This window comes from Pilimelia anulata (assembly GCF_014647895.1).
Lineage (GTDB): Bacteria > Actinomycetota > Actinomycetes > Mycobacteriales > Micromonosporaceae > Pilimelia > Pilimelia anulata.
The window spans coordinates 106,688-124,112 of sequence record NZ_BMQB01000003.1; the positions used below are offsets into that span (position 1 = coordinate 106,688).

A 17,425-nucleotide genomic window follows, 5' to 3' on the forward strand; every position below is an offset into this window, starting at 1 on the left:
ACCCATGAGCATGCTCCAGACCACGATGGTCGACCAGGTCTGGGCCTGGTCCGACGACCCCGGCCACCCGAGCGCCAAGCGCACGCCGCTGCTGTGCGCCCGGCCCAACCTCGCGCTCGGGCCGATGCCCGTGGGCATCCGGGGCGCGATCCCGTCGCCGGCCGGCGACCAGCCGGGGTCCGCGGAGTTCCGGTACTGGAACCTCGCCGCCGCGCTGCGCCGCGCTGCCGACTTCTGGGGCGGCCTGCTGCCCGCCGGGGCCGGGTGGCGGCCCGAGGTGGGGCAGGCGCTGTGCGCGACGCTGGACCACGGCGACGACCTGAACGCGTACTACGACCGGGCCGGTCTGATGTTCTTCCACCACGCGGTCGGCGGGGTGATGGTGTACTCCGCGGAGAGCCCCGACGTGGTCTGCCACGAGGTCGGGCACGCGGTCCTCGACGTGCTCCAGCCGCAGCTCTGGTCGGTGGCCAGCACCGAGGGGGCGGCGTTCCACGAGGCGTTCGGGGACATGAGCGCGATCCTGTGCGCGCTGCAACTCGAGTCCGTCCGGGCCGAGGTGATCGCCGAGACGCTCGGCGACCTGGCCAAGTCCAGCTCGCTGAGCCGGCTCGCCGAGCAGCTCGGCTGGGCGATCCGGCAGGCCCGGCCCGGCTCGGTCGACACCGACTGCCTGCGCAACGCCGCGAACAGCTTCTTCTACGCCGACCCGGTCACGCTGCCCTCGCGCGCCCCGGCCGGCCGGCTGAGCAGCGAGCCGCACTCGTTCTCCCGGGTCTTCACCGGCGCGTTCCTGCGCGCGCTCGCCTCGATGTGGCGGCAGCAGGACACGCCGGACACCACGGCGCTCGGCCGGGTCGCCACCGAGCTGGGGCGGATGCTGGTGGTCGCGGTCACCGGCGCGCCGGTCGTCCCGGACTACTTCGCCCAGGTGGCCGCGCACCTGCTGGCGGCGGACGCCCAGCTCTTCGGCGGCCGGTACGCGCGGGCGCTGCGGATGGCGTTCGTCCAGTACGGCGTGCTCGCCCCCGCCGCGGCGACCGGCCTGACCGCGGAGGCGCTGCACCGCGCGCCCGCCGGGATGGCGCCGGCCTCGGCCGCGGCGGCCGGGACCGTGACGATCCGGGGCGAGGCGTACGGGTTGACCAGCGCGTTCGCCGCCCCGGCGCCGACGGCGCCGAGCCGCTTCGCGGTCGCCGGCGCCGCGCCGGACGTCGGCGCGATCGCGCCCGGCGACGCCGCCCGGGTGGCGGAGTCGTTCGTCGAGGACCTGTTCCGGCGCGGGCGGGTCGCCGTGCCGGAGGAGCTGCGCGGGGACACCGCGCTGGCCACCGACGACCGGCTGCACACGCACGAGATCACGGCGGACGGCGACGGGCCGACGCTGCGCCGGCGCCTGTTCGACTGCGGGGACCGGCCGTGACCGACCGGGACGCCGAGCGCGCGGACGGCGGTGGTGGTGCGGCGGACCCCGCGGCCGCCAGCGCGGGTAGCGGTGGGCCGGCGGGCGGCGCGGACGCGGCGGGGGATGCGGAGCGGGAGCGGCGGGCGGACGAGGAGCGGTTCATCGCCGACGCCATCGCCCGCGGCGAGGCCGTGCCCGAGGGCACGGAGCTGCCGCCCGGTGCCACCCACGAGATAATCACCGACGCCGACGGCCACCGATCACTGCGCCGCCGCCGTTTCACACTTCACTGAATCGCGGTTCCCGCGCCCTTTCGCCCACCCGCGTCGGATTCCTCCCTGACGTTTGACAGTTGACTTTCCGGCGCGACTGGGAAGTCCGGATAGGGGCCTTCACACCTGCCGCGACGTGCGGCATCCTGGCGAGCACGATTTCCGAGCCATTCGCATCCGTCAATGCGTGAGCGTCGCTCACCGGCATGGCACGGGACTCGAAGGAGGCTCGCATGCCCCACGACGGTCTCCACCGCCGCGGGTTCCTCACCGGCATGGGTGCCCTGACCGGAACGGCTCTGGTCAGCCCCGCCCTGCTCGGTTCCCACCCGACCACCCACTCACCCACCACCACCCCGGTCGCCGCCCACAGCGACCTCGACCGCATCGACCCCGGCCCGCAGGTCGTCGACCCCGGCACCGGTGCCGTCGACTGGGCCGCCGTCCGGTCCCAGTTCCGGCTGGCGCCGAACAAGGTGCACTTCTCCCTGTTCCTGCTCTCCTCCAACCCCACCCCGATCCGCGAGCGGATGGCGCAGGTGTCGGCGCAGTTCGACGCCGACCCGATGCGCGCGTACGACGGCGACGGCAACGCCGCCAGCGCGGTCGCCCGGTACCTGGGCGCACAGGGCGGCGAGACCGCCCTGTGCTGGAACACCACCACCGCGCACGGGCTGGTCTGGGGCAGCCTGAAGATCAAGGCCGACCAGGAGATCCTGGTCAGCGGGTACGACCACTTCGTCCAGCACGGCTCGATCGACCTGCTGTGCCGGCGGACCGGCGCGAAGAAGCGGACCGTCAGCCTCTTCGCCGAGCCCGGCAAGGCCACCGCCGACGAGATCGCCGGCAAGCTCAAGGCCGCCATCACCCCCAAGACCAGGGCGGTGGGTACGACCTGGGGCATGTCGAGCTGCGGCGTGCGGATGCCGCTCAAGGTCATGGCCCAGGTGATCGCCGAGGCGAACAAGGGCCGCGCCGAGCCGGACCGCTGCCTGCTGATCGTCGACGGCGTGCACGCCCTCGGCGCGGTCGACGACGACCCGGCGGCGTCCGGCGTGGACGTGTTCCTCGCCGGCCTGCACAAGTGGCTGTTCGGACCGCGGGGTACCGGCGTGGTCTGGTACAAGGCCAGCGCGGTGCAGCACTTCTGGCCGCAGCACCACTCGTACGGCGGCGGCGACCTCAACCCGGGCGGCTTCCACGCGTACGAGGCGCGCTGGGCGCTGCCCACGACGATCGCCTGGCACGACAACATCGGCCGGAAGAACATCGCCGGCCGGATCGCCGAGCTGTCGACCCGGCTCAAGGACGGGCTGGCCGGCATCCGCGGGATGCAGTTGCGCACCCCGCGGGACCCGGCGATGTCCGCGGGCATCAACTGCTTCGAGATCAGCGGGGTGAGCAATCAGACGATCGTCAGCCGGCTGCAATCGCAGGGGCTGCTGGCGTCGCACGCCACGTACTCGGTGCCGTACGCCCGGATCGGCACGGCGTGCATCAACACGCCCGAGGAGATCGACAAGGCGATCGCGGCCGTCCGGCAGATCGCCGGCGGCCGCTGACCCACCCCGGCGCACGGGGGCGCCGGGGTGCACCCCGGCTCAGCCGGGGGGTCGGTCAGGCGCCGGCGACGGCGCGGATCCAGTCGCGGTTGCGGGCGACGCTGCCGTACCAGGCGTCGGTCTTGGACTCGGTGCCGGCCGACAGCACGCCGACCTGCTCGCCGTTGTGGAACGCGGGCCCGCCGGAGTCGCCCTTCCACGGCGATCCGGTGATCGCGTCCAGGTACAGCGCCGGCCCGCCGCCGATGTCCCGCGCGTCCGGGTCGGTGACCCGCATCCGCGCGGTCTTCAGCACGTTCGGGCGCACGCATGCCGTGATCTTGCAGACCCGGCCCCAGCCGTACATGTCGATCTCGGCGCCGCCCGGCGGGTCGGCGTTGGCCAGCCGGACCGGCTGCGCGTCCGGCACCGGGGTGGCCAGCTTGAGCAGCAGCAGGTCGCTGGTCGGCGAGGCGATCACCTCGATCGTCCCGTACGGCACGCCCTTGGTCTTGTCGGCCGAGCCGATCGCGACGACCGGGCGCTCGGTGGTGTCCGGGATGCAGTGCCGGGCCGTGAGCACCCACTGCGGGGCGACCAGCGAGGCGCTGCACACGCCCAGCGCCGCCGCCCACGGCACCGGCGTGGTCACCTCGGTGCCGCCGACGATGCGGTCCGGGCGGCCCGGCGGGGGGCCGGTGGCGCAGGTCGGCTCGCCGGGCGCGGCCGGGACGGCGATGCCGTCCCACGCGCCCTTCACCGCGGCGAACCGCGCGCAGTCGCCGGGGAACAGCCGGCCGGCCGCGGTGAGCGCGGCGACCCGGGCATCGGCGTACGTCCAGAAGCTCTGCTTGAGCAGCAGGGTCTCCATCCACACCCGGCCCGCGTCCTTGATCCCGAGGCCGGCGATCGCGGCGGGGCCGCCCTGGCAGACCGGGCTGGCGGGAAGCCCGTTGGCCGGCTTCGTACCCTCGGCCAGCAGGTAGAACAGGTGGCCCAGCGGCCCGGCGCCGGCGTGCGGCCCGGCGTCGCGGAGCTGCGGCGACCAGCAGGACGGCTGCGCGCTCGGGGCGCGCGCCGGGTCCCGCATGCTGCGCTCCGCGCCGCGGCCGAGCGGGTCGGACAGCTCGCCGTGGTCGTAGTCCGGCTTGTTGACCGGGTTGTTCGCGTAGTGCTCGGTCAGCGCGGCGAGGATGTCGCCGGTGGCCTCGTTGAGCTGGTGCGTCTCGCCCTCGCCGACGATGCCGCCCGGCGTGGTCTGGAACACCGCGTGGCCGAACTCGTGCGCGACGGTGTCGACGTCGGTGAGCTGGCGCCGGCCGTCCCGGCTGTGGCCGAGCACGGCGTGCTGGCCGTTCCAGTACGCGTCGGCCTGCTTGTGCCCGACCGCGATGGGGTAGCCGCGGCCGCGGCCGTCGAACCCGTCCCGGCCGAGCCAGTCGCGCAGCATGTCCCACTGCCGCTGCGCCGCGTGGTACGCGTCCACGCAGCCGGTCTCGGCGTCCGTCGGGCCGCCGCCGCCCCACACGTCGTCGGGGCCGGCGAGCGGGGTGTCACCGCGGACGCCGCAGAGCAGGCCGGGGCGGCCCGGGTCCGACAGCTCGTACCGGCCGCGGTCGGCCGCCCGGGTGTCCAGGACGACGTCGCCGCTGTAGTGGCCCTTCGCCGCCGCGCCGCCGGGGACCTTGATCCGCTCGCCCGCCCGACCGCGGGCGCCCCGCTCGGCGGGGGCGCTGTCGGTGGCAGGGGCGCTGCCGGTGGCGGGGGCGCTGCCGGTGGCGGGGTTGGCGTGGGCGACCTGGTCCCAGCGGGAGCGGAGCGCGCCCGTCCGGGCGTCGACGACGGCGTGCAGCGCGTGCGGGCCGGCGGCGTCGGCGCCCTCGATCACCACGTGGTACGCGAGCACCGGCTCCCGGCCGGGCGGCGCGAACACCGAGAGCACCGGCGGCTGCACCCGGTGCACGATCGGCAGCAGCCAGCGGGTCGCCGCGGCGGCCCGGTCGGCGGACAGGGCGGGCGCGGTGTCGAGGCTCAGCCGGGGCGCGCTGACCGCGCGGGTGGCGTCCAGCACGTAGCCGGCGCGGTCGACGGCGACGACGGCGTCGCCGCCGATGACGGGCAGGCCGCGGTACTCGCGCTCGTACGCGACGTAGACCACGCCGGACGGGCCACTCTGGACGTCCAGCCGCCGGTACGCGAGATCGGGGTCGACGGTGCGGGCCGTGAGGACGGCGGAGTCGGCGAGCGCGGTCGCCCGGGCGACCGCCGGCGGGGTGCCGGGGCGCGGGACGCTGCCCGGCCGGACCGCGCGGTCGGGCTGGCCGATGCTCACCCGGCCGTCCGACCGGTCGGGGTGCGGCCCGCCGGCGCCGGGGCGGGCCGGACCGGGCTCGGGGGCCGGGCGGGCCGCGGCGGGCGCGGCGGTCATCAGGGCGGATCCGGTCAGTGCTGCGGTCAGGAGAGCGAGCGTCCGGAACCGGGTGCGCATGGCTCACCTCCGAATTCGGGTGGGGGAATTCGGCCGGACCATACCGCCGATTCGGCTCATGAGTCCATTCATCGTCCCCGATTTTCCGTGATGCATAACACCGAACGATGACGGTGGATGCGGCTTGCGCTCCGCGGGCTAGTCCGCTATTTCGCCGGTACCGGCGAGCGCACCGAGCACCCCCTCGCCGTACCTGTCCAATTTGGTCTCGCCGACGCCGCTGATCCCGCTGAGCGCCGCCAGGTCGCCCGGCAGCTCGGTGGCGATCTGCCGCAGCGTCGCGTCGTGGAAGATCACGTACGCCGGCACGCCCTGCTCCTTCGCGGTCACGGCCCGCCACGCGCGCAGCCGCTCGAACACCGGCTCGGCCTCGGGCGCCAGGTCCACGGCGGCGGCCCTCGGCCGGGCGCCGGCGGTGCGGGTGGGGCGCTTCGGCTCGCGGCGCAGCATGACCTGCCGCTGCCGGCTCAGCACGGCGCCGCTGTCGGCGGTCAGCGCGAGCGTGCCGTAGTCGCCCTCGACGGCCAGCAGGCCCTGGGCGAGCAGCTGCCGGACCACCCCGCGCCACTCGGACTCGCCCAGCTCCTCGCCGATGCCGAACGTGGTCAGCTCGTCGTGCCGGTGCTGGACGACCTTGTCGGTCCGCCGGCCGAGCAGGATGTCGATCGACTGGCCGGCGCCGAAGGTCTGGCCGCGCTCGCGGTGCAGCCGCAGGACCGTGCTCAGCAGCTTCTGCGCCGGTACCGTGCCGTCCCACGCCTGCGGCGGCTGGAGGCAGGTGTCGCAGTTGCCGCACGGTCCGGCCTCCTGGCCGAAGTACCCGAGCAGCCGGATCCGCCGGCACTCGACGGTCTCGCAGAGCGCGAGCATGGCGTCGAGGTGGGCGGTGGCGTTGCGCCGGTGCGCCCGGTCGCCGGCCGAGGTGTCGATGAGCTTGCGCTGCTGGACGACGTCCTGCAACCCGTACGCGAGCCAGGCGGTCGACGGCTGCCCGTCCCGGCCGGCGCGGCCGGTCTCCTGGTAGTAGCCCTCGACCGACTTGGGCAGGTCGAGGTGCGCGACGAAGCGGACGTCGGGCTTGTCGATGCCCATCCCGAAGGCGATCGTGGCGACCATGACCAGCCCGTCGTCGCGCAGGAACCGGCTCTGGTGCCGCGCGCGCGTGCCGGCGTCCAGCCCGGCGTGGTACGGCAGCGCGGCGATCCCCTGCCCCACCAGGAACTCCGCGGTCTTGTCCACGGCGGCGCGGGACAGGCAGTAGATGATCCCGGCGTCGCCGGGGTGCTCGTCGCGCAGGAGCTGGAGGAGCTGCTTGCGGGGCTCGTTCTTGGGCACGATCCGGTACTGGATGTTGGGCCGGTCGAAGCTGGAGACGAAGCGGCGCGCGCCGGCGAGTTGCAGCCGGTCGACGATCTCGTCCCGGGTGGCGGTCGTGGCGGTGGCGGTGAGCGCGATCCGCGGTACGTCCGGCCACCGTTCGTGCAGGACGGACAGCCCCAGGTAGTCGGGCCGGAAGTCGTGGCCCCACTGGGACACGCAGTGCGCCTCGTCGATCGCGAACAGGGCGATCCGGCCCTCGTCCAGCAGCCGGGCGGCGGCGCCGGTGTTCAGCCCTTCCGGGGCGAGGTACAGCAGGTCCAGCTCGCCGGACCGGAACGCGGCCTCGACCGCGCGCCGCTCGTGCGCGTCCTGGGTGGAGTTGAGGAACCCGGCGCGGACGCCGAGCGTGCGCAGGGCGTCGACCTGGTCCTGCATGAGCGCGATCAGCGGCGAGATGACCACGCCCACGCCGTCGCGCAGCAGCGCCGGGATCTGGTAGCACAGCGACTTGCCGCCGCCGGTGGGCATGAGCACGAGGGCGTCGCCGCCGCCGGCGACGTGCTCGATGATCTCCTGCTGGTCACCCCGGAACGCGTCGTAGCCGAAAACCCGCTGCAAGACCTCTGCTGCCCGATCCACGCCCACGATCCTCCACCGTCCCCGACGCCGGTCACAACCCGGCCGGCGCGTTGCCCCGGGTGACCATGTCGAGCGGACGCGGAATGCCGGATTCCCGCGCTGACCACCGCATGATCGCCGAGGATGGTCCACGGTGCCGCGGAAAAAGGTTTGGCAGCTAATCGTTCGGGGCCTAACATCGTGGGGTGACCACACCACGGGAGAGCCTGGCGGACCGGCCGCTCAGCGCGCTGCTCGCCATCGCCGGCCGGATCGTCGGCCGGCAGTGGTCCGCGGTGGTGAGCGCGCAGGACGGCCTGTCGCCGACCGGCGCCAGCACCCTGGCCGTGCTGTACCGGGCCCGGCGCGGCGGCGGGCTGACCCAGGCCAGGGTGGCCGAGTACCTGTTCGTCACGCCGGCCACGCTGAGCGGCGTGGTCGACACGCTCGTCCGCGCCGGGTACGTCGAGCGTCAGCGCGACCCCGCCGACCGCCGGGCCGCCCGGCTCGCGCTCACCGACGCGGGCGCGGCCCGGGCCGGGGACATCGCCCGCGACCTGCGCGCGGCGCTGCCGCCGGCGGTTCCCGTCGACCCGGTACGCGAGGCGATCATCCGGGACTACCTGATCGACGTGATCACACGGGGAGGGGCGGGCGATGGCGCCGGCTGTTGAGGTGGAGGACCTGGTCAAGCGGTACCCCGGCGCGGACGGCAACGCCGTCGACGGGCTGAGCTTCGCCGTCGCGCCCGGCGAGATCTTCGGCCTGCTCGGCCCCAACGGCGCGGGCAAGTCGACCACCGTCGGCATCCTGACCACGCTCGTCCGGGCCACCGAGGGGCGCGCCGCCGTCGACGGCATCGACGTGGCCGCCCACCCGGTCGCCGCCCGGGCCCGGCTGGCCGTCGTACCGCAGCGCAGCAACCTGGACCGCTCGCTCACGCCGCGGCAGAACCTCACCTTCCACGCGGCGTACCACGGCTTCGGGCGGGCCGAGCGCAACGCCCGCGCGGCGGCCCTGCTGGACGAGTTCGGCCTGGCGAAGCAGGCCGACGCCAAGGTGGACGCCTACTCCGGCGGGATGGCCCAGCGGCTGATGATCGCCCGGTCGATGATGCACGAGCCGCGGGTGCTGTTCCTGGACGAGCCCAGCACGGGGCTGGACCCGCAGTCGCGCCGGTTCGTCTGGGAGCGGGTCCGCGGGCTGCGCGACCGCGGCGTGACCGTGGTGCTCACCACGCACGACATGGACGAGGCCGCCGACCTCGCCGACCGGGTCGGCATCGTCGACCACGGCCGGCTGCTCGCGCTCGACTCGCCGGCCGCGCTGACCCGCCGGCTGACTGGTACGTCCGTCCTCGACCTCACCGTGGCCGGCGCGGACGGCGACGCCCTCGCCCACCTCGAGCGGCTGCCCGGCATCGCCCGCGGCGAGCACCTCGGCCCGCCCGGCGACGAACTGCACCTGCGCCTCTGGGTCGACGGCGACCCGGCCGGGCAGCTCGGCCCGGTCGCGGCGGCGCTGGACGCCCGCGGCGCGGCGCTGCGGCACGTGCAGTTCGGCACGGCCAGCCTGGAGGACGTGTTCATCGACCTGACCGGACGGGGGCTGCGATGATCGACCCGATCCCCGCGCCGCGCGGCGGCCCCGGCCGCGCGTTCCTGGCGATCCTCTGGCGGGACGTGTTCGTCACCGGCAAGGAGTTCTGGGTGCTGCTGGTGCAGGTCACCCTGATGCCGCTGTTCACCCTGTTCATCTTCGCCAAGGTGCTGGGCAGCCTCGGGTACGTGCAGGGCGACTTCGGCCGGACGCTGTTCCTGCCCGGCATCGTCGCGCTGGCCGCGTTCCTGACCGCGCTGCAGAGCGTGGCGTTCCCGCTGGTGATGGAGTTCGGCTGGACCAAGGAGATCGAGGACCGGCTGCTCGCCCCGATCCCGACCGACCTGGTCGCCGTCGAGAAGCTGGTGATGGCGGCGCTGCGCGGGCTGTTCGCGGCGGTGATCATGTACCCGGTCAGCGCGCTGGTGCTCGGCGGCGCGCCCTGGCGGTCGGCGGGGCTGCCGCTGCTGGCGGCGGCGCTGGTGCTCGGGGCGTGGACGGGCGCGGCGATCGGCATGACGATCGGCACCGCGGTGCCGCCGTCGAAGATCAGCGTGATGTTCGGGCTGATCATCGGGCCGCTGATGTTCACCGGGGCGACGCAGTACCCGCTGCTGGCGCTGGACCAGCTCCGCTGGTTCCAGGTGGTGAGCGCGCTCAACCCGCTGACGTACTGCACGGAGGGGGTGCGGGCGGCGCTGGTACCGGCGGTGGAGCACGTGCCGCCGGTGTGGTCGGTGCTGGCGCTGGCGGGGTTCGCGGTGCTGTTCACGGTGCTGGGCCTGCTCGGCTTCCGCCGCCGCGCCCTGGGCTGAGGGTCACCGGGCGGGGCCGCGGGTCGGGAATGGCGTCGCGCGCGCGGCGCGGATCGGCGACGATCGGCGGGTGGAGCTTCGCGTACGCAGTCTCGCCGAGTGGCCCGCCGCCCGCGCCCTGATCGCCGAGCGCCTCGGCGACGTCTGGCCGCGGTTCATGTGGCACGACCCCGTCGCCGCGCTCGTCTACGGCCGCGAGGACGAGCTGGCCGAGTACGTCCTCGTCGCCGACGACGGCGCGGACAACCCGGTCGCCAAGCTGTACTTCACCCCGTTCCCGTTCGACGGCGACCTCGCCGCCGACCTGCCGCCCGGCGGCTGGGACGCCGTCGTGCTGGCCGGCGCCGGGCACCGGCTGGGCGCGGCCCCGCCCGGCCCGGTCGCGTCCGCGCTGGAGATCGGGATCAGCCCGGCGTACCGGGGCAAGGGGCTGGCGCTGCCGCTGCTGGCGGCCATGCGGGACCGGGCCCGGGCGCTCGGCTTCCGGGACCTGGTCGCGCCGGTGCGGCCGAGCGGCAAGCACGCGTACCCGGCCGAGTCGATGGCGGCGTACCTCGAACGGACCCGGCCCGACGGCCTGCTCGCCGACCCCTGGCTGCGGGTGCACCAGCGGCTCGGCGGGGCGGTGCTGGGGGTGGCGCCGTACTCGATGACGATCCCCGGCACGCTCGCGCAGTGGCGGGAGCGGACGGGGCTGCCGTTCGACCGGACCGGGCCGGTGGTCGTGCCGGGGGCGCTGGCGCCGGTGCACTGCGACGCGGCGGCGGGCGTGGCGGTGTACGTCGAGCCGAACGTCTGGGTCCGCCACCGCCTCTGACCCCCGCCGCTCGGGCGGCGGTCGAGGGGGTCAGCGGAGGCGGACCGAGAGGCAGGTGACGCTGCCCTCGCGCTTCTCGAACTCCGAGATGTCCACCGGTACGACCGCCAGCCCGCGCCCGGCCAGCAGCTCCGCCGTCCGCGGCGCCGCCGCCGACAGCAGCACCGTCCGCTCGTCCAGCACGACGACGTGCGCGCCGGCCGGCTCCGGTACCGGCAGGAACGCCGTACCCCAGGCGGCCGGGTCGTCCACCAGCGGCGGGTGGCCGAGGATCGTGCCGTCGGGCAGCGCGGTGACCGCGGACTTGAGGTGCAGCACCCGGCTGACCGGTACGGCCGAGACCGTCGCCCCGCGGGCGGCGAGCAGGTCGGTGAGCCGGGCGACGCCGGCGGCGTTGGTGCGCCCGCTGGCGCCGATCCACACCCGGTCGCCGTGCTTGAGGACGTCGCCGCCGTCGGCCGTGGCGGGGTCGGCGACGGTGGCGACCAGGTACCCGAACGGCTCCAGCGCGTCGGCCAGCCCGGCGGTCTCGGGGCGGCGGGACGGGGCGCCGGAGCGCAGCAGGACGGCCAGGTCGCCGTACACGACGACCGCGTCCTCCACGAACACCCCGTCGGGGCAGGCGTCCAGCGGCGGCACCTCCAGCGTGGTCCAGCCGTGGGCGGTGAGCGCGGCGGCGTACGCGGTCCACTGGTCCAGCGCCAGCGCGGGGTCGACCGGGCGCCGGTCCACGTGAGTGACGAGGCCGTCGGCGAGCAGCGGGGACGGTCGGCGCAGCAGCGCCACGCGGCGGGTCATGCCCACCACCCTATGTGGACGCCTCAGCAGCGGGAATCCACGTACGCCCGGAATCCGCTCCCGTCACCCTTGCGCGCCTTCGCGATGTCGTCGTCCAGCGACTGCCGGGCCGGGCCGTCGAGCTGCTGGTAGCCGGGCTTGGTCCGGAACTCCTCGACCTTCTTCAGCGCCTGCGCGGCGGTCGCCGGGTCGGCCTGCTCGGCCAGCCACAGCCGCTCCCAGGTGCACAGCCAGCGGTCCGGCGCGCCGGGTCCGACGCCGGGGCGGGCGGCGCCCCCGCCGCCGGTGCCGCCGGGCCGGCGGCTCGGCGCGGGGTCGGCGCTCGGGCGGCCCGGGGCGGGGGTGGCGCCGCCGGTCGGCCCGCCGGGGGTCGCGGTGGGGTCGGCCGGGGTGCCGGCGGACGGCGGCGGCGTGGTCGCGATGGCCGCCGGCGGGCGGTCGGCGGAGCCGCCGCAGCCGGTGAGGGCGGCGGCCGCGAGCGCGAGGAGGGCGGCACCCAGCGGAGCGGTACCGGTACGAACGGTGCGGTGCGGCACGGTGCACTCCTGACGGACGGGGGTGCCGAGCCTACGACGCCCGGGGCATCGACGAAACCCGACGTCCGGCCTACTCGGCGCCGTGCAGGGACCCGTGGAACAGCACCGGGTGGAGGAGGTGGGCCAGGTCCTGCTCGTCCCGGACGGGTACCGGGAACTCCAGCCGGATGGTCGGGTCGGGGCCGCCGACGTGGACGACGAAGCCGTACCGGTCGAGCCGGACCGCGCGCGGCGGCTGCGGGCAGCCGATGCCGGCCGCGGCGAGCATGGCCCGGAAGTACCCCTCCATCTCGGGGCTGTGGTGGTCGGCGAGGTCGAGCAGGATGTCCCGCTCGACGACGTGCAGCGGGTCGGGGTCGGCGGCGATGTAGTCGTCGGCGTCGATGAGGTGGTGCTCGCCGGGGGCGTGCAGCCGGATCTCCTCGATGTCGATCCGGTACAGCGCCGCGCCCGCGCCGACGTCGAACAGCGCCGGCACCGGGTTGGCCTCGGCGAACTCGATCCGGGCGGTCCGCAGCTCGGGGTCCGGGACGCGGCGCAGCCGGCCGGCGACGCTGGCCCGGCCGCGGCTCGGGGCGCCGAGCACCGGCGGGTCGTCGGGGACGGTCAGCACGGCGAGCGGGTCGCCGGCGGCGGTGCGCCAGAGCAGCGCCCGGGCCAGGTCGTCGCCGTCGCGGACGAGGACCATCGGCCGCCCGGTGCAGTCGGTGGCGTGGCAGACCGCGAGCGCCTCGCCGGACCCGTCGCAGCGCAGCGCCCCCGCGAGCCGCCCGTTGAGCAGCGTCCGGGCCACTTCGGCTACACCCATCTCCATGGCCCATACCTTAGGCAAGCCTTACCTAAAAGTCACGTCGCCGCGGCGATTCGTCCGGTCGGCGTGGTTTTCGCCGCCGCGGGCGGGGCGTCGGGGGCGGCGTCGTCCCGGCCGCCCGGCCGGCCGTCGCGTTCACCCGAGGGCGGCTGGTCCGGGTCGGCACGAGCGGCCCGGCCGCCCCGCCAGTTCGGCCGCCGCGACCTTCCCGTCCGGCGGGAATCACCGCAGCCTTTGAACCCACGGACGTCGGTCTACGTAATCCGGAAGGTTGCACACAGCGATGGCTCACTCCTCCCCCCGCCGCCGCGCGCTCGCCCTGGCCGCCCTCGTCGGCGCCGCCGGCGCCGCGGTCCTGCCCGGGGCCGCCCTGGCCGACCCGGCCACCGCCGGCAGGGCGACCAGCGCCCCGACCCAGTGGTCGCAGAGCGCGCTCGGCCGGGCGCCGATCCCGATCCGGATGGTCGGCGGCACGTGGTCCGCCTCGCGCCAGGGCATCGACATCAACGGCAACGCCCGGGACCGGCTGATGGCGTACTGCATCGAGCTGACCCGGACGACGCGGACCAACGCCGCGATGCAGCAGGTCCCGTGGGCGCAGTACCCCGGCAAGAACAACGCCCGGGACCACCTGCCCGAGATCAACTGGGTGGTGAACCACAGCATCGCCGCCGTCGGCGCCTCGACCATGCAGCGCGAGGTCGCCGAGTGGCTGGCCGCCGAGGGCCGGACCGGGCTGACCAACGGCCTCCAGGCGCAGGAGGCGATCTCCGGTACCCAGGCCGCGCTCTGGTCCCTCAGCGACGACACGGCGCTGGCCGAAGTGCGGAGCCCGGACGCGCGCAGCGGCGCCGACGGCGCCGTCGGCGACACCCGGAAGGTGTACGACTTCTTCGTCGACCGGACCGAGGAGCTGGCCGAGGGCGAGGGCGCCCGGACCGGCATGTCCGTCAGCCCGGCCGACTCCTCCGGCGCCGCCGGCACGCTGATCGGCCCGATGACCGTCCGAACCAGCGGCGACAAGGCCCGGCTGACCTCGGCCCTGCCGGCCGGCGTGCAGCTCGTCGACAGCGCCGGCGCGCCGGTCGACCCGAACAACCTGGGCGACGGGCAGAAGCTGTTCGTCAAGGCGCCCGCCGACGCCGCCGCCGGTACCGCGAGCCTGGACTTCACCTCGGACAACGCGGTGCTGGTCAACGCCGGCCGGGTGTTCACCGGCACCTCGGTGCGGACCCAGTCGTACGTCACCGGCAGCCGGCAGTACGGCCCGGCGCACGACCGGACGATCGTCCGCTGGACCGCCGTGCCGAAGCCGCCCGTGGTCACCCCGACGCCGACCGAGCCGGGCCAGCCGCCGAAGCCGGGCAAGCCGGTACCGACCCTGACGACCTCGGCGTCGGACAAGGCCGACGGCGACAAGACCCTCACCCCGCGGGGCGGCCGGGTGATCGACGTCGTGACGTACTCCGGGCTGCGCGCGGACACCGAGTTCACCATCTCCGGCGAGCTGATGGACAAGGCCACCGGCAGGGGCACCGGGATCACCGCCCGGCGCACGTTCACCACGCCGGAGGCCGAGGGCGACGGCAAGCACGTCGACGGCACGGTCGAGGTCGTGTTCGAGGTCGGCGACGACCACGAGGGGCGGACGCTGGTCGCGTTCGAGACGATCACCCGCAAGGGCCGGGTCGTCGCCGAGCACCGGGACATCGACGACGTGGCGCAGACCGTCGGCGTCGGCGTCGAGGTCGCCGGCGTGACCCCGGCGCACCCGGCGCCGAAGCCGCCGGCCGGCCCGAGCCTGCCGGTCACCGGCACCTCGCTCGGCCTGCTGATCGGCGGCGGCGTGCTCGCCCTCGGCGTGGGCGGGCTGCTGACGGTGGCCGCGCGCCGCCGCCGGGCCGCCCTCGGCACGATCGGACACTGAGGCACGAAACAGACAGAAAACGACGCCCGCGGGGCGGTGGCCACGGCCGCCGCCCCCCGGGCGCGTTCCCGCGTCCGGGGTCAGGTCGCCGGCCCGATTGCCGATCATGAGAGGTGCGGACCGGAACGAGGGGGGTGCGGTGGACAGGGGCGCCGCCATGACCGACCGGGCGCCGGGCGGCGCCGGGCCGGAGCCCGCCGGTGCCGACCGCGGGTCGATGCCGCTGGCGATGCTGCTCGCCCTCGTCGCGATGGCGCTCACCGCCGCCGCCCTGCCGGCCGCGCTCACCCGGGCCGGGCACACCCGGCTCACCGTCGACCGGGGCGCCGCGCTGCGCAGCGCGCAGACCGGCCTGGAGGTGGCGCTGGCCCGGGTCCGGAGCATGACCACGTACGGCGAGCTGTGCGGCAGCAGCCCCAGCGCGAGCCCGGTGACGTTCGCGGCCAGCACCGGCGCGAACCGGTACACCGTCGTCGCCCAGTTCTACGCCACCGCCGGCAGCCGCGCCCCCGGTACCGGCGACGCCGCGACGGCCTGCGCGCCCGGCAGCACGTGGATGCGGCTGACCGCCACCGGCACCGGTACCGGCGGCGCCAGCCGGACGCTCAGCGGCCTGTACCCGCTGCACGCCGGCGGCGGGGAGGTGGCGCCGTACACCCCGGCCGAGGACGTGTACGCCCACCCGCGCCTGATCCTGGCCTTCAACCCCGTCGGCGCGCCGCCCACCGACGCGCTGTGCATGGAGGCCCGCGGCTCCGTCCCGCCCGCCGGCACGCCGGTGACCATGCAGCCGTGCCCGATGGACTTCCGGGAGCGGCTGGGCGTCGGGTACGAGCAGTTCTGGTACTACCGCTCCGACCTCACCCTGGCCACCGTCGGCTCGCTGCGCACGCCGAACGCCAGCGGCGCGATGTGCCTGGACGCGGGCGCCGACGCGCCGCCGGCCGGCACCGTGCCGACGATGCGCCCCTGCGTGACCCCGGTGCCGCCGCGGCAGAAGTGGTACTACAACAATTTCCGCAACTACGAGCTGGGCACCGCCGCGAACACGCTCAGCGGCCGCTGCCTGAACGTGGCCGACCCGGGCACGCCCGGCTCCGGCCTGGTGATCGCCACCGGCGGCAACTGCCGCGTCCGGGCGCTGAACACCCGGCAGCACTTCGCGCCGTTCCCGTACGTCGGGCCGGGGGTGGCCGGCATGCGCACGGCGGCCTGCCCCGAGCGGCCGGCCCACCCGTGCGAGCTGGCCCAGCTCCGCAACGCCGTCGCGCCCGGCTACTGCGCGGCGGCCATCGACGACAGCAACAACATCTACGTCCGGCAGGAGGTCCCGGACGAGACGTTCATGTTCCCGAGCGAGTGCTTCCAGAACCCGAGCGTCGCCGACACCGACTGGTCCCAGCTCTTCCGCCTGCCCGCCACCCCGACCGGCACCGGCGCCAGCGAACCCGGCCCGATCTACACCGTGAAGGGGACCACCCGGCTCTGCCTGGAGCCGAACGCGCGCCGCCTGGTCCAGCCGCTGCGCTGCGACGGGTCGGCGGAGCAGCAGTGGGTGCGGTACGGCGACACCGGCGACTACGACACCGAGTACCGGATCACCCACCCGGCGACCGGCCGGTGCCTGACCATCCCCGGTACCGAGGAGGCCCAGCGGGACCCGTCGTTCCACGACTTCCAGGCCCACTGGTACAGCTACACCGGCCCGCAGAAGATGGGCGTCCTGCCGTGCCGGACCGAGGACCGGCCCGCCGACGACGACGAGAGCGTGGCCCTGCCGTCCCTGGTCCAGCTCCAGAAGTGGAACAGCCCCGGCATGGTCGTGCGCGGCGGCGAGGAGGGCGGCGGGACCCCGCCGGCCGAGCCGGTGCCGGCCGGGCCGCTGCGCGACCTGCTCCCGGACGGGCCCCGCTAGCGGGCGTACCGGTGGGCGACGACGCCGCCGGCGAACTCCCGCCGCTCGGTCAGGTCCCAGCGCCGCGGGTCGAACGCGGTGCCGGCGAACAGCGGGATCCCGTCCCCGGCGAGCACCGGGTTCACCTTCAGCACCAGCGCGTCGATCTCCGGCAGCAGCGCCGCGGCCAGCTTGCCGCCGCCGCACAGCCAGATCCCGCCGCCGGGCTCGGCCTTGAGCCGGCGGACCGCGCCGAGCGGGTCCGCCCGGATCACCGTGACCGCCGGGTCCGGGTCGGCCAGCGTGGCGGAGACGACGTACTGGCGCAGGTGCGGGTACGGGCTGGGCCGGTCCGGCAGCCCGAGGGCGTAGGTGGCCCGGCCCATCAGCACGGTGTCGAAGGCGCGGTTCGGCGCGTCGGCCACGCCGAACGCGGCCCGCAGCGGCGCGGGCATGGTCTCCGGCCAGGCGCGGGCGATCTCCGGTACCGCGTCGGCGGCGAAGAAGTCGAACCCGCCGTCCGGGCCGGCGATGTACCCGTCGATCGTCACCGCGACCAGGTAGGTCAGCTCGCGCACGGCTCC

Annotated in this window: 15 protein-coding genes; 9 read left to right on the forward strand and 6 right to left on the reverse strand. The window is 75.4% G+C overall.

Annotation, left to right across the window (positions count from 1 at the left end):
* Positions 1 to 4: 4 nt before the first annotated feature.
* The 3 genes from IEY94_RS08155 (at position 5) to IEY94_RS08165 (ending at position 3,239) form a co-directional block, all read left to right on the forward strand.
* Complete coding sequence (locus tag IEY94_RS08155; protein ID WP_189169481.1) at positions 5 to 1,423, forward strand: gluzincin family metallopeptidase; 1,419 nt, start codon at positions 5 to 7, stop codon at positions 1,421 to 1,423.
* On the forward strand, positions 1,420 to 1,698 hold the full coding sequence (locus IEY94_RS08160) for a hypothetical protein (RefSeq protein WP_189169482.1): 279 nt from the start codon (positions 1,420 to 1,422) through the stop codon (positions 1,696 to 1,698). Before IEY94_RS08155 ends, IEY94_RS08160 begins: the two co-directional genes overlap by 4 nt.
* A 212-nt stretch (positions 1,699 to 1,910) precedes the next feature.
* A complete protein-coding gene (locus tag IEY94_RS08165) occupies positions 1,911 to 3,239 on the forward strand; it encodes an aminotransferase class V-fold PLP-dependent enzyme (protein WP_189169483.1) in 1,329 nt (442 codons plus the stop codon).
* Positions 3,240 to 3,294: 55 nt separating this feature from the next.
* Here IEY94_RS08165 and IEY94_RS08170 read toward each other — a convergent pair whose 3' ends face one another.
* Complete coding sequence (locus IEY94_RS08170; RefSeq protein ID WP_189169484.1) at positions 3,295 to 5,706, reverse strand: trypsin-like serine protease; 2,412 nt, start codon at positions 5,704 to 5,706, stop codon at positions 3,295 to 3,297.
* Positions 5,707 to 5,844: 138 nt separating this feature from the next.
* A complete protein-coding gene (gene recQ / locus IEY94_RS08175; RefSeq protein WP_229783437.1) occupies positions 5,845 to 7,665 on the reverse strand; it encodes a DNA helicase RecQ in 1,821 nt (606 codons plus the stop codon).
* Positions 7,666 to 7,850: 185 nt separating this feature from the next.
* Between recQ and IEY94_RS08180 the strand changes: the two genes are divergently transcribed.
* The 4 genes from IEY94_RS08180 to IEY94_RS08195 all read left to right on the forward strand — a co-directional run bounded on the left by IEY94_RS08180 (position 7,851) and on the right by IEY94_RS08195 (position 10,875).
* Entirely contained in the window at positions 7,851 to 8,318 is a 468-nt protein-coding gene (locus tag IEY94_RS08180) for a MarR family winged helix-turn-helix transcriptional regulator (protein WP_189169485.1), read from the forward strand.
* Entirely contained in the window at positions 8,302 to 9,261 is a 960-nt protein-coding gene (locus IEY94_RS08185) for an ABC transporter ATP-binding protein (RefSeq protein ID WP_189169486.1), read from the forward strand. Before IEY94_RS08180 ends, IEY94_RS08185 begins: the two co-directional genes overlap by 17 nt.
* Positions 9,258 to 10,058 (forward strand): ABC transporter permease, encoded by an 801-nt coding sequence (locus IEY94_RS08190; protein WP_189169487.1) that lies wholly within the window; start codon positions 9,258 to 9,260, stop codon positions 10,056 to 10,058. Before IEY94_RS08185 ends, IEY94_RS08190 begins: the two co-directional genes overlap by 4 nt.
* Positions 10,059 to 10,128: 70 nt before the next feature.
* Positions 10,129 to 10,875 carry a GNAT family N-acetyltransferase gene (locus IEY94_RS08195; protein ID WP_229783438.1) on the forward strand — a complete coding sequence of 249 codons (747 nt, stop codon included), beginning with the start codon at positions 10,129 to 10,131 and terminating at the stop codon, positions 10,873 to 10,875.
* A 30-nt stretch (positions 10,876 to 10,905) separates the two neighbouring features.
* Here the strand turns inward: IEY94_RS08195 and ddaH are convergent, their stop codons facing one another.
* The 3 genes from ddaH to IEY94_RS08210 form a co-directional block, all read right to left on the reverse strand.
* The gene (gene ddaH / locus IEY94_RS08200; RefSeq protein WP_189169488.1) at positions 10,906 to 11,673 is read right to left on the reverse strand and encodes a dimethylargininase; all 768 of its coding nucleotides are present in this window, start codon (positions 11,671 to 11,673) and stop codon (positions 10,906 to 10,908) included.
* A 23-nt stretch (positions 11,674 to 11,696) separates the two neighbouring features.
* Positions 11,697 to 12,209, reverse strand: a complete 513-nt coding sequence (locus IEY94_RS08205) for a hypothetical protein (RefSeq protein WP_189169489.1) — start codon at positions 12,207 to 12,209, stop codon at positions 11,697 to 11,699.
* Between the two features lie 70 nt (positions 12,210 to 12,279).
* Positions 12,280 to 13,023, reverse strand: a complete 744-nt coding sequence (locus IEY94_RS08210; protein WP_189169490.1) for a DUF2470 domain-containing protein — start codon at positions 13,021 to 13,023, stop codon at positions 12,280 to 12,282.
* Positions 13,024 to 13,303: 280 nt separating this feature from the next.
* On the opposite strand from IEY94_RS08210, the gene IEY94_RS08215 reads away from it, so the two are divergent.
* On the forward strand, positions 13,304 to 14,947 hold the full coding sequence (locus IEY94_RS08215) for a VaFE repeat-containing surface-anchored protein (RefSeq protein ID WP_189169491.1): 1,644 nt from the start codon (positions 13,304 to 13,306) through the stop codon (positions 14,945 to 14,947).
* Between the two features lie 139 nt (positions 14,948 to 15,086).
* Positions 15,087 to 16,862: an RICIN domain-containing protein gene (locus IEY94_RS08220; protein ID WP_189169492.1), complete on the forward strand. Its 1,776-nt coding sequence runs from the start codon at positions 15,087 to 15,089 to the stop codon at positions 16,860 to 16,862.
* Here IEY94_RS08220 and IEY94_RS08225 read toward each other — a convergent pair.
* Entirely contained in the window at positions 16,859 to 17,419 is a 561-nt protein-coding gene (locus tag IEY94_RS08225; RefSeq protein WP_189169493.1) for a dihydrofolate reductase family protein, read from the reverse strand. The genes IEY94_RS08220 and IEY94_RS08225 overlap by 4 nt on opposite strands.
* Positions 17,420 to 17,425: the final 6 nt, after the last annotated feature.

Bases quoted from the DNA above. Each gene is read 5' to 3' on its own strand.
- IEY94_RS08215 (WP_189169491.1), top strand. From the start codon at position 13,304: ATGGCTCACTCCTCCCCCCGCCGCCGCGCGCTCGCCCTGGCCGCCCTC.
- IEY94_RS08210 (WP_189169490.1), bottom strand. From the start codon at position 13,023: ATGGAGATGGGTGTAGCCGAAGTGGCCCGGACGCTGCTCAACGGGCGG.
- IEY94_RS08185 (WP_189169486.1), top strand. From the start codon at position 8,302: ATGGCGCCGGCTGTTGAGGTGGAGGACCTGGTCAAGCGGTACCCCGGC.
- IEY94_RS08165 (WP_189169483.1), top strand. From the start codon at position 1,911: ATGCCCCACGACGGTCTCCACCGCCGCGGGTTCCTCACCGGCATGGGT.
- IEY94_RS08170 (WP_189169484.1), bottom strand. From the start codon at position 5,706: ATGCGCACCCGGTTCCGGACGCTCGCTCTCCTGACCGCAGCACTGACC.
- IEY94_RS08155 (WP_189169481.1), top strand. From the start codon at position 5: ATGAGCATGCTCCAGACCACGATGGTCGACCAGGTCTGGGCCTGGTCC.
- ddaH (WP_189169488.1), bottom strand. From the start codon at position 11,673: ATGACCCGCCGCGTGGCGCTGCTGCGCCGACCGTCCCCGCTGCTCGCC.
- IEY94_RS08190 (WP_189169487.1), top strand. From the start codon at position 9,258: ATGATCGACCCGATCCCCGCGCCGCGCGGCGGCCCCGGCCGCGCGTTC.